Raw genomic sequence first — 11,802 nt, forward strand, 5'->3', positions numbered from 1 at the left:
GGATCATCCTGATTCCGGACAGTGGAGCTGCAGTCTCGCGGCTGGTGGTTCCCCCATCGCACCGACCCTTCATCGCCCTGGGTCTGTTGTTGGCGCGGTGGCCCGGGGGGGTCCCAGGGGGGCGCCCCGGAGACGTGGCGATGCCGCGGGAAGATCCCCTGGGCCTGCCCCCTGCTCTTTCCTGCCCCGTGGGAACCAGGGATCGGGAAAAGAGCCACAGGTTAGCTACAGTCCTGCCACCTCCCCGATGACATACACGGCTGGTGACTCGATGTTTTCCTTCTCGAAGGTTTCACCGAGTGTTTCCAGGTCGCAGCGGAAGGAGCGCTGTCCTTCGGTGGTTCCCTCCTGGATGACGGCGGCCGGGGTCCGTGGACTCAGACCGCCTTCGATCAGGGCCTGGGCGATGGCTGCAGCGTTCTTCACACCCATGATCACCGAGATGGTGCCGCCACTTTTGGCCAGGGCAGACCAGTTCACCAGGGACTTGGGGTGGCCCGGGGGCAGGTGTCCGGAGACCACGGTGAAGGAGTGGACGACACCACGGTTGGTGATGGGGATGCCTACTGCCGCCGGAACCGAGATAGCGCTGGTTACCCCGGGGACCACCTCGCAGGGGATGCCGGCGTCGCGACAGACCACCAGTTCTTCATGACCGCGGCCGAATACGAAGGGGTCCCCACCCTTGAGGCGGACCACCTTTTTTCCGGCTAATGCATGTTCGATGAGCAGTTCATTGGTTTTCTCCTGCGATACCTGGCGACTATAGGGCAGCTTCGCGACGTCGATGATCTCCTTGGTGGAGACATCACAGAGCTTCTCCAGCTCATCAGTGGGACCGAGGTGGTCGGTGAGGATGACATCAGCTTCCTGGAGGGCCCGCATGCCACGGACCGTGATCAGATCCCAGGCGCCGGGACCACCACCGACCAGGGTGACCCCGGGAAGGTCGTGGGTGGATGCGTGTGCTGCAGAGGAATTGGTGCTCATGGACACCCATACTAGACTGCTTGGTTCACTTTCCTTAAACTTTCCTCCCGCAGAAGTTCAGGAGACCCCGGTCACAAAGCCTGGTGTATATGCGACACTGGAGTCATGTCCGCTTCCGAAGGCAGTATCCACAACCTCCCGACCCTCTCGAACCATTTCGCCAGGGAGCTTCCAGAGCTCTCGATCCCCTGGCAGTCCGAGGACTTCCCCGCTCCTGAGATCGCGGTGCTCAATGAGGATCTTGCCCGGGATCTCGGGATCGACCCAGAGTGGTTGGGCACTGAGGAAGGCATGAACTTCCTGCTGGGCAAGAACCTTCCCGAGGGGGCGACACCGGTGGCGCAGGGTTATTCCGGCCATCAGTTCGGCGGTTTCTCCCCTCGGCTTGGCGACGGCCGTGCCCTGCTCCTCGGGGAGATCACCGGCCCTGAAGATGATATCTTCGATCTCCACCTGAAAGGTTCCGGCCCCACCCCATTCTCCCGCGGCGGGGATGGGCGGGGTGCTTTAGGCCCCATGCTGCGGGAGTATCTGATCAGTGAGGCGATGCATGCCCTCGGTGTTCCCACCACCCGTGCCCTGGCGGTGATCCGGACCGGTCGGCGGATTTCCCGGACCCGGGTGGTTGATGGTGCCCTCCTGGTGCGGGTGGCCGCCAGTCATCTTAGGGTCGGTTCCTTCCAATACGCCCGGCTGCTTGATGATGACCATCTGGAGATCACCAAAAAGCTCGCAGATTTCGCCATCAGGCGCCACCACCCGGAGCTCATGGACACCGAGAAGCCCTATTTCGAGCTCTTCCGCGCAGTTTCCCGGGAACAGGTCTGCCTGGTGGCCAGGTGGATGAGGCTGGGGTTCATTCACGGGGTGATGAATACCGACAACACCACGATCTCGGGGGAAACCATCGACTACGGCCCCTGCGCCTTCATGGACTTCTACAATCCGGGGACGGTGTTCAGCTCCATTGATCAGCAGGGCCGCTATGCCTACGGTAATCAGCCGGTGGTGCTGGGCTGGAACCTGGCCCGCTTCGCGGAGACCCTGTTGCCCCTTTTCGATCGGGAAGCTGATCAGGCGCTGACCCTGGCCCAGGATGAGATGGTGGGGCATAACCAACGCTATCGCGCTGCCTGGCGGGCAGAGATGAGCGAAGCGATCGGCCTGCCAGAACGTGGTGAGCAGTCGGCGATGGTGGAGCTGCTGGATGCGCTGGAGGTGATCCTGCACGAGGAGCAGCCTGATCTGACGGGTTTCCTGCGCACCCTGGCAGATTCCGCCGAGGATGGGTACAGCCCCCTTCTGGCTCTGGTCAAAGATCAGAACCGCTTGCGGGAGTGGTTGGGGCTCTGGCGGGAACTGGGACCGGATACCCAGATCATGCAGGAGAGCAACCCGGTCTATATTCCGCGCAACCACCTGGTGGAGGAGGCCCTGGTCGCCGCCACCGACAACGGGGATCTGAAGCCCTTCCATGAGCTGCTGGAAGTGGTCACCGATCCTTTCCTGCGCCGCCAGGGCAAGGAGCGTTTTGAACAGCCGGCACCGCCGGACTTCGGTGACTACGCCACCTTCTGCGGTACCTGAGCCCGCTCAGTACTCATCAATGATGATCTTGTGCTGGTTCAGCATCACCTCATAGCCACCGGGTTTCGCCATGAGTTCCCCCAGGTTCTCCGGGACGATCTGCCAGCTGACTCCCCAGCGGTCCTGACACCAGCCGCACTGCTCTGCCTCGGGGACATGGGAGAGCCCCTCCCAGAACCGGTCGATCTCAGCCTGATCAGTGGCATTGATCTGCAGGGAGACCCCTGCACTGAAGGTGAAGGGCTGCTCCACCGCGGAATCCATGGCGGCCAGCCACTGCCCGTAGAGCTGAAAATCGGAGAACATGATGGCCCTGGTGGTGGCGGGCCCCTGCGCTTCCGGATAGGTGACCCGGGTGCCCAGCCGGGAATCCGGCAAGAGGTTCAGATAGTGATCAGTGGCTTCGGCAGCCTGGTTCTGAGCTGCGCCACAGAACATCAGGCTGGGGATGAGGAAGGGTCGGTGTTCTCCTGCCGGGTCGGTGAGCATGAGCTGCCAGTTCACGCCGTACCTGTCCTGCACCCAGCCATAGTGTGTGCTGAAGGGGTACTCCCCCAGCTCCATGAGAACGGTGCCGTCCTCCTTGAGTTTCTCCCAGATCTGGTCGAGCTCGGCTCGGGCAGCGGAACGCTGGGAGGGGTCGAAGTTGAGGAAGAAGCTGATAGCGGGGTTCGGGGTGAACTCATCTCCGGCGTTGATGAGAACGAATTGGAAGCCTTCGATCTCGAGGGTGTTCACCAGTGTTTTCCCCGCGAATTCGACCTGAAAATCCAGGAGACCTTCCTCGGGGTATTTATCGGAACTCAGCAACCGGGTTCCGGGGAGGGTGTTGACGTAGAACTCAGCTGCTTCATCAGCAACCCGGTTGATCCAGATATTGGGGATGATTCTTTGCATAATCAGGCTCCCTGATCACGTGGATATAAGTTGTTCGCCTTTTACGCTACGCCCCCACCCTGCCCGGGTCGAGACCCCCAATTAGCGGGGCAGCGGATTTCTCTCAGGCCCCGATCGGGCGCAGTACCCGGCCACCAACCTGGATTCCGATCGTGGCAATGAGTGCCACCCCGGTCATCACCACCGCCATGGCCACCGGTTGAGTGAGCCCAGCTGCGGTAGGCCGGAGAAGTGCATGTTGATCGAGAGAGGTTCGGGCCGCAGAAACCAGGGTCAGCACACCCAGGACCACCGGCGGGATGAGCTGGGCGGACGATGACGTGCCCGAGGCCTTTGAAATTCCGGGAGAGGTGGCGCCAGACCTCGCTGCTGATTGTGGGAGTAAGTCACTTCCCCGGGAGGAGTGCCGTGCTGTCAGGACAAAAAATAACAGAATCCTTAAAATAACCCATGGACTTAGGCCCCCACAGGGGTTCCCAGGGTGCTCGCCCTCATCCCGGGGACAAGGATGAGCATCTCAGCAGAAAACCCGCCCCCCGGGACGAACAAATCCCCTCCACCCCCCTAGATGATCATCAGGGGGACGGAGGGGACTGCTGCAAAGCAGGGGTGGTTCTACTTCTCCAGCTTCAGGGACTTCTGGGTGTAGTCCCACATCTCGGTGAAGAGCTCCGGCTTCTCGGAGAGCTTCTGACCGTAGGTCGGGAACATCTCCTTGAGTGGCTCAGCCCACTGGATCAGACGGTCGCCGAAGCAACGCTCCAGAACCTCGATCATGGCGGCTGGGGCGATGGAGGCACCCGGGGAGGCACCAAGCAGACCGGCGATGGTGCCCTCGGAGTTGTTGATCAGGGTGGTACCGAACTCCAGGGAGCCGAACTTCGGGAAACCGACCGGCTTGATCACCTGGACACGCTGACCGGCGACGATGGTTTCCCAGTCCTTGCCCTCAGCATCCGGAACATAAGCACGCAACGCCTCAACGCGGTCATCGAACTTGTTCATGACCTCAGAGATGAGGTACTTGGTCAGATCGAACTCCTGTGCGGCGACACCCAGGTAAGAAGGGATGTTGTCCGGACGGATGGACTTGAAGAGATCCAGGTAGGAACCCTGCTTCAGGAACTTCGGGGTCCAGCCACCGTAAGGACCGAAGAGCAGGCCCTTCTGGCCGTCGATGACGCGGGTGTCCAGGTGCGGGACCGACATCGGCGGAGCGCCGACGGATGCCTTGCCGTAGACCTTGGCGGAGTGCTGCTCGATGAGCTCCTCATTGGTGCAACGCAGCCACAGGCCGGAGACCGGGAAACCGGCGAAACCCTTGATCTCCGGGATGCCGGCACTGCGCAGCAGGTCCAGGGCATAGCCACCGGCACCGACGAAGACGAAGTTGGCGCGGATGACCTGCTTGTCACCGGTGTGCAGGTTCTTGACGGTCAGCTTCCACTTGGCGCCATCGCGGTCGATGCTGGTGACCTCGGAACCGTAACGGACCTCGGTGCCCGCAATCTGGGAGGCTTCCAAGAACTGACGGGACAGGGCACCGAAGTTGATGTCGGTGCCCTCGTCGATCCAGGAGATGGCGGTCTTCTCGGACTCAGCACGGCCCTGCGCCATCAGCGGCAGCTTCTCAGCGAAGACCTCACGGTCATCGGAGTACTCCATGCCCGGGAAGAGGGGGTGCTCACGCAACGCATCAAAGCGGTTCTTGATGTAGCGGACCTGGTCCTCGCCCTGACCAAAGGAGATGTGCGGAACCGGGTTGATGAACTCGCTGGGGTCACCCAGCACACCATTGTCGATCTGATGAGCCCAGAACTGGCGGGAGAGCTGGAACTTCTCGTTGATGTTGACAGCCTTGGTGATGTCAACCTTGCCGTTGATCTCTGGAGTGTAGTTCAGCTCACAGAGCGCGGAGTGGCCGGTGCCGGCGTTATTCCACGGAGAGGAGGATTCCTGGGCGGGAGCGTCGAGACGCTCGAAGACCACCTGCGACCACCCGGGCTCCAGCTGACGGAGCATTGCCCCGAGAGTCGCGCTCATCACGCCGCCGCCGATCAGTGCGACATCGACCTCATCGGTGATCTTCTGTGTGTTTGCCACTTCATCTACCTCTTCGTTTTAAGAATCAGTTTCCCTGGACTGATGCCCGGCACATTCAGCTGCTCGGGATTGAACGACCGGTGGCATCACGAACTTCCGGGATGCCCTCTCGGTGTCATCGCCAGACAATCTTACGCCCTCGGGTTGGCCTACCTTGCAAATGGGGCAGGGAAAATACGCTTGGTGAGGACACTCACCCCCATTTGGGCCCCCGGGAACTGCCCCTTTTCAGATCCCCCCTGGCTCTGACCCCATGACGATGCCAACCTCTCCCCCACCATGTAACCCCGCCCATCCCAAGGGGTACCGGCCTGATCGGAGGGCACGACGGCTGGTCTGACCCTAGACTCTGAAGACATGAGCTCGACACAAGGACAAGCCACCCCCCGAGACTGGCGGGAAGACCCGCTCGGCGGGGACTACCGCCAGCACACCCTCCATCTGGGCAATGACCCCGAGGGTGAGGGGCAGGTGTTCGCCACCGTGGTGCGCTACCTCCCGGAAGGGACCGATCTGCAGGAATGGCCCCGCCGTCCGGCACTGCTCTGGGTGCACGGCATGACCGACTACTTCTTCCACACCCACGTAGCCGAATACTTCCACGACCAGGGTTATGCCTTCTATGCGGTGGATCTGCGCAAATGCGGCCGCAGTCGACGGGAGGAACAGCGCTGGCACTACAGCGATAATCTGCAGCACTACTTTCCCGACCTGACTGGCGCACTTGATGTGCTCAGCGAAACTCATGGGCAGATCTTCCCCATCGGCCACTCCACCGGTGGCCTGATCGTCACCCTCTGGGCCGATCACCTCCGCCGTTCCGACCAGGTGCGCCATGCCAGGCTCGGAGGCCTCGTGCTCAACAGTCCGTGGCTGGACATGATGTATCCGAAGGTGTTGCTGCGACTGGCAATTCCCGCCCTGATGGTGGTGGGCAAACGTTTTGGTTCGATCCCCCTGCCCGGAGGCAACCTGGGCTCCTATGGCGTCTCCATCCATAAGGACCACCACGGCGAATGGGAGTTTGATGTGGCCCTGAAACCGGTCCGCGGCTTCCCCAAATTCCTGGCCTGGGCCCGGGCCGTGGTCATCGGCCACAAGCAGATCCATGAGGGTGGGGTCGATGTCGGCGTGCCGGTACTCACCCTGTGTTCCGCCAGATCCTGGTTGAACCACCCCTATTCCCCCGCAAGCGACACCGCCGATGCAGTGCTGGATGTCACACAGATCCAGAAATGGGCACCAAAGCTGGGGACACAGGTGGAGGTGGCCCCCATTGAAGGCGCCCGGCACGATATCTTCCTCTCCCTGCGCCATGCCCGTGAGGAAGCCTTTAAGGTGAGCACAGAATGGTTGGCGAAACAGAGCCAACCGGCATCGCGCTGAGTTCGCCGGATCAACAGGACCGTGATCAACCCGGGTCCCCTGCCGCAACAGCCCCCATCCCGGGGTGAGGGAGGGTTGCGGCGCGCCGGGGACTGTCGTCGGGGACTATCGGAGGAATCACGGACATATTCAATCTCCGAAATTTGATAGAATTTTCCTTTGAAGGATCAAAGACACATTAACCAGCCTGGGAAATCTTTCCTCGGCGGGGGTGCTGCCCCGATGGCCGGGGCCGCAGGTAGAAGGAGACACATGAGCGAGATCAAGGTCGACGCACACTACGACCTCATCATCATCGGCGGCGGTTCGGGTAATTCCATTCCCGGCCCCGAACATGATGACATGTCCATCGCCATCATCGAGAAGTCGAAGTTCGGTGGCACCTGCATGAATGTGGGCTGCATCCCGACGAAAATGTACGTCCATGCCGCTGATACCGCTCTGGCGACCCGTCAGGCTGACCGCCTGGGCATCGACTCCCAGGTCAACGGCGTCGACTGGGACAGCATCGTCGACCGTGTCTTCACCAACCGCATCGATCTGATCGCCGCCGGTGGTGAAGAATACCGTCGGGGCCCGGAGACCCCGAACATCACCGTCTATGACCAGCACGCCAGCTTCGTCGGGCCGCGTACCATCCGCACCGGCCAGGGTTCCCAGGAGAAGATCATCTCCGGTGATCAGGTGGTCATCGCCACCGGTTCCCGCCCCTTCATCCCCCAGATGATCATCAACTCCGGGGTCACCTACCACACCAATGAGACCATCATGCGGTTGGCGAAGCAGCCGAAGTCCCTGATCATCATGGGTGGCGGCTTCATCGCGATGGAGTTCGCGCATGTCTTCGAGGGACTGGGTACCGAGGTCACCGTGGTCAACCGTTCCCACAAGCTGCTGCGACACCTGGACCCGGACCTGGCTGGCCCCTTCACCGAGATCTCCGCCCAGCGTTTCAACGCCCACCTGGGGCAGACCGTGGTCGGTGCCTCCGAAAATGAAAATGGCATCACCATCACCCTGGAGAACGGCACCAAGCTGACTGCTGAGGCACTCCTGGTGGCCACCGGCCGCACCCCCAACGGTGACCAGATGGCCCTGGAGAACGCCGGCGTGAAGATGGCCGGCGAGCGCATCAAGATCGATGAGTTCGGTCGTACCAGCGCCGAGGGTGTCTGGGCCCTGGGTGATGTCTCCTCCCCCTACCAGCTCAAGCATGTGGCCAACGCCGAGACCCGCGCGGTGCGCCATAACCTGGCCAACCCGGATGATCTCAAACCGATGCCGCATGAGCTGGTCCCCTCCGCCATCTTCACCAACCCGCAGATCGCGACCGTCGGCATGACCGAGGAAGAGTCTCGCGAGGCCGGCCATGATGTGACCGTCAAGGTCCAGAAATACGGTGATGTGGCCTACGGCTGGGCCATGGAGGATCAGACCGGCCTGGTCAAGCTGATCGCAGACCGTGCCAGTGGCAAACTGCTCGGTGCCCACTACATGGGCCCTCAGGCCTCCACCCTGATCCAGCAGATGATCACCATCATGGCTTTTGACCTGGATGTCCGCGAGGTGGCCACCAAGCAGTACTGGATCCATCCCGCCCTGCCCGAGGTCACCGAGAACGCGCTCCTGGGCCTCGAGTTCTAGGCTTTCTTCCCGCTGCTGCCAGGGGCCCCACCGTTCAGCGCACCCCTTCGACATCTTCCCCGCCTGCCCCTTCCCCAGAGAGCCGGCGGGGAATTCTTTTCCAAACCCGCTGTGAATCCGGACACAAGGGGTTAATCTCAGGCCATGACACTGACCTTCATCCCCACAGCGGACCTGGTGGACATCATCGGTGCCGAAGACGCCCGTAGTTGTGACACCCAGTTCCGGGACTTCGGCGGCAACACCGACTTCTGCGGTGTGATCAGCACCGTCTCCTGTTACCAGGACAACGGCCTGGTCAAAACGGTTCTCAATGAGCCCAACCCCGGTGGAGTCCTCGTCATCGACGGTTACGCTTCCCTGCACACCGCTCTGATGGGCGACCTGATCGCGCAGGCCGGGGTGGACAACGGCTGGGCCGGGGTCGTCATCAACGGCGCCATCCGGGACTCCGCTGCCGTGGGCACCATGAGTTTCGGCTGCAAGGCGCTGGGCACCAACCCCCGGAAATCCGCCAAGGACGGCATCGGTGAGCGTGATGCGGTACTCAACTTCGGTGGGGTGGATTTCGTGCCCGGCCACATCCTCTACGCCGACGCCGACGGCATCATCATCACCGAAGACCCGATCGAGACACCCCAGACCTAGCTGCCACCACCACCGCCTGCCCTAAAGATCAGTGGGCGAGTTCGAGCGGCTACGGCCGGCGGTGGCCTGGGTCAGGGCACCGATCACCATGGTCAGCACTACCGCGGCCACGATGATCAGGGGCAGCTGTTCCGTGGCGGGCTGCCAGACAAAGCGTTGTTGCCCGTCGACGACGGCGGCTGCGATCCAGGAACCGAAGGCGCTGCCCACCAGGGAACCGATCAACGCCGCGGGAGCACTGAGCAGCAGCAACTCCAGTCCCAGTGCCGCCTGCTGCCCCAGGGGGGTGACACCCACGCTATTGAGGATCGCCCGGTCCCGGGCCCGGTCCCGTACTGAAAGTGCCACCGTGTTCGCGATACCGACCGCCGCGATGATCAGGGAGACCAGCATCAGCAGGGTGGAGATGGTGAGCATCCGGAAGGCCAGTTCCTCAGCATTGGAACGCGCACTGAACTCCTCAGCGAGGGCGACCTGCTGGCCCTGTCCGGCGAGGAAGTCACGCAACTCATTCAGAGCGGCACTGTCCGACGCCTGATCTGCGGCACCCTCCATGCGCAACAGCGCCAACGGCATCGGCAGTTCAGGGGCCTGCTCCACCGGCACCCCACGTTGAATGGCGACCTTCTCCTGGGCATCCCAGGCGATGTCGGCGTCGATCATCGTCCGTAGACCATCGTCATAGAGCACCGTCACCTCATAGGGATTGCCGAAAACCTCAATGCTGGTCACCGAACCCTCCACCAGCTCTGACCGCAGGTCGGAGTGCTCCCCCAGGATCAGCTCATTGGGGCCGGCCACCCGGATGCCGGTCGACTGCTGCCGGATCACCGCTTCAGCGTCCTCCTTCGAAAGTGCGAAGGCGTTATCGCTACGGCCCTGGTTGGCGGTGACGGTGACAGCCGGCGGGGCAGCCACTGCGGCGACCCCCTCCAGTTCCTGCAGCTGGTCCACCAGCGGCTGGGAAAGCGTCTCCCCCACCCCGGTCACCACCACATCCGCGGTGGACTCCCCGGCACTGCGTTCTCCGATGGCGGTGCCGATCCGCTCCTGCCCGGTCAGCACCGCCGAGACCAGGGCGGTGGCAGCCACCAGAATGGCCACCAGAGAGGCAGAACGCAGGGTCTGCCGACCCGCGAAACTGGCGGCCAGACCGAGATGGGCACTCAACTTCTGCAGCGGTACCGAGAGCAAGGACAGCAGCCAGGGCAACAGGCCGGCAACCAGCAGCACCACACCCATGACCGCCAGACCGGCGGAACCGACCGCCACCACCACTGTTTCGGTGGCGGTGGTGGTGTCCAACAAGGTGGTGCCGTACCGACCACAGAAGATCAGTCCGACACCGATGAGGATCAGCAGGGTCCTCGCCAGCAGATTCGCTGATGTGGAACCCCTGGCCTGCAGGGAGGCCACCACCGGGCTGCGCAGCACCCGCCGGGAGGCCGGCAAGGCGGCAGCCACCGTCAGCAGCACCGCTGCAATACCGATGATCAGGTAGGCGGCCGGCTCCAACACCACCTCCACGATGGGAACGTCCACCCCGATGGCGTTGGCGTTCTCGATGGCGAAACCAGCCAGGAAGTATCCGGTGGGCACACCGAGTACGCAACCGAGGACAGACAGCAGCACCGCTTCCAGGATCACCGAGAAGGTCAACTGTCCACTGCCGCCACCGATGGCACGAAGCAGGGCGTATTCGCGCTGCCGCTTGGAGGCGATCACCAGGTAGGAGGAGAAGATGACCAAGGCTGCGACCACCGCCACCACGGCCAGGAAAGCTCCCAGCAGCATGAAGTAGGCGCTCCGGTCACCGAGGAATTCGGCGGCGAGGCGGTCCCCGTGCACCTTGGAGGTGGCCACGGTTCCCTTCGCCCGGTCAACACTGAGCAGGGTGCTCTCAACCGTTGCCGCCAGCTGCTCCGGACTGTCGCCCAGTCCGGCACCGGCGATGCGTATCTCACCGCGGATGGTGTCCGGGAACCATTCCGCCATGGCCTGGGGGTCAGCCAACCAGAGATTAAGGCCCCGCGCCTCCTCATGGGGCGCGGGTTCCGCCTTGCCGACGACGACTACGGTGGCCCGGTTACTGCTCTGCCCGGGCCGGATCTGCAGCTGGGTACCCACCTGCACCGCAGGGTCGGTGCTCATCACCTCGCCCGGGCCCAGCGGCAGGCGCCCTTCGGAGATGGTGCGCCATTGTTGTGGCCCCTCGGAGATGGCCTGCAGATAACCGCTGTCATAGAGCGAGTCGGAGACCTCGACTGCGGCACTGGCGGACTGATCAAAGGCAATGTCGCCGATGGCGGGTTCCTGCGCGAAGGCACCGATGATCGCGTCCACGGTGGGGCGGTCGGTGCTGGACAGGGTAACCACCACATCGCTGGCCGCATAGGGCTGGGCGTACATCTGATTCACCGATTGAGTCAGTGAGGAGGTGATGGCGGCGGTGGCGACAGTGATGGCCACGGCGGCGAAGATGCTGAAGAAGAGGGAGAGATATCGGAGGGTACGTCGACGCAATTGCGCTAAAGCAAGCTTGAGCAC

At 62.5% G+C, this 11,802-nt stretch carries 9 protein-coding genes; 4 read left to right on the top strand and 5 right to left on the bottom strand.

Going from position 1 to position 11,802, the window contains the following annotated elements; all coding sequences use genetic code 11:
* Nucleotides 1–225: 225 nt before the first annotated feature.
* Nucleotides 226–990, bottom strand: a complete 765-nt coding sequence (gene cobA / locus COCCU_RS08685) for a uroporphyrinogen-III C-methyltransferase (RefSeq protein ID WP_156231139.1) — start codon at nucleotides 988–990, stop codon at nucleotides 226–228.
* Nucleotides 991–1,116: 126 nt separating this feature from the next.
* On the opposite strand from cobA, the gene COCCU_RS08690 reads away from it, so the two are divergent.
* Nucleotides 1,117–2,577, top strand: a complete 1,461-nt coding sequence (locus COCCU_RS08690; protein ID WP_197088504.1) for a protein adenylyltransferase SelO — start codon at nucleotides 1,117–1,119, stop codon at nucleotides 2,575–2,577.
* 6 nt (nucleotides 2,578–2,583) lie between these two features.
* Here the strand turns inward: COCCU_RS08690 and COCCU_RS08695 are convergent, their stop codons facing one another.
* From COCCU_RS08695 to mqo, 3 genes are all read right to left on the bottom strand, one after another.
* Nucleotides 2,584–3,474 carry a VOC family protein gene (locus COCCU_RS08695; protein WP_156231141.1) on the bottom strand — a complete coding sequence of 297 codons (891 nt, stop codon included), beginning with the start codon at nucleotides 3,472–3,474 and terminating at the stop codon, nucleotides 2,584–2,586.
* 103 nt (nucleotides 3,475–3,577) lie between these two features.
* A complete protein-coding gene (locus COCCU_RS08700) occupies nucleotides 3,578–3,754 on the bottom strand; it encodes a hypothetical protein (RefSeq protein WP_156231142.1) in 177 nt (58 codons plus the stop codon).
* Nucleotides 3,755–4,089: 335 nt separating this feature from the next.
* On the bottom strand, nucleotides 4,090–5,577 hold the full coding sequence (mqo, locus tag COCCU_RS08705; protein ID WP_156231143.1) for a malate dehydrogenase (quinone): 1,488 nt from the start codon (nucleotides 5,575–5,577) through the stop codon (nucleotides 4,090–4,092).
* Between the two features lie 357 nt (nucleotides 5,578–5,934).
* Between mqo and COCCU_RS08710 the strand changes: the two genes are divergently transcribed.
* The 3 genes from COCCU_RS08710 (at nucleotide 5,935) to rraA (ending at nucleotide 9,255) form a co-directional block, all read left to right on the top strand.
* Nucleotides 5,935–6,963, top strand: coding sequence for an alpha/beta hydrolase (locus COCCU_RS08710; RefSeq protein WP_156231144.1), 1,029 nt, complete (start codon nucleotides 5,935–5,937; stop codon nucleotides 6,961–6,963).
* Between the two features lie 252 nt (nucleotides 6,964–7,215).
* Complete coding sequence (mtr, locus tag COCCU_RS08715) at nucleotides 7,216–8,607, top strand: mycothione reductase (RefSeq protein ID WP_156231145.1); 1,392 nt, start codon at nucleotides 7,216–7,218, stop codon at nucleotides 8,605–8,607.
* Nucleotides 8,608–8,751: 144 nt separating this feature from the next.
* Entirely contained in the window at nucleotides 8,752–9,255 is a 504-nt protein-coding gene (gene rraA, locus COCCU_RS08720; RefSeq protein ID WP_156231146.1) for a ribonuclease E activity regulator RraA, read from the top strand.
* 21 nt (nucleotides 9,256–9,276) lie between these two features.
* Here rraA and COCCU_RS08725 read toward each other — a convergent pair whose 3' ends face one another.
* Entirely contained in the window at nucleotides 9,277–11,802 is a 2,526-nt protein-coding gene (locus tag COCCU_RS08725) for an ABC transporter permease (protein WP_156231147.1), read from the bottom strand.

The sequence above is a fragment of the Corynebacterium occultum genome (assembly GCF_009734425.1).
In the GTDB taxonomy this organism is placed as follows: domain Bacteria; phylum Actinomycetota; class Actinomycetes; order Mycobacteriales; family Mycobacteriaceae; genus Corynebacterium; species Corynebacterium occultum.

Excerpts from the sequence above, each read along its gene's own strand:
- cobA (WP_156231139.1), bottom strand. The coding sequence starts at position 990 with ATGAGCACCAATTCCTCTGCAGCACACGCATCCACCCACGACCTTCCC.
- mtr (WP_156231145.1), top strand. The coding sequence starts at position 7,216 with ATGAGCGAGATCAAGGTCGACGCACACTACGACCTCATCATCATCGGC.
- COCCU_RS08710 (WP_156231144.1), top strand. The coding sequence starts at position 5,935 with ATGAGCTCGACACAAGGACAAGCCACCCCCCGAGACTGGCGGGAAGAC.
- rraA (WP_156231146.1), top strand. The coding sequence starts at position 8,752 with ATGACACTGACCTTCATCCCCACAGCGGACCTGGTGGACATCATCGGT.
- COCCU_RS08695 (WP_156231141.1), bottom strand. The coding sequence starts at position 3,474 with ATGCAAAGAATCATCCCCAATATCTGGATCAACCGGGTTGCTGATGAA.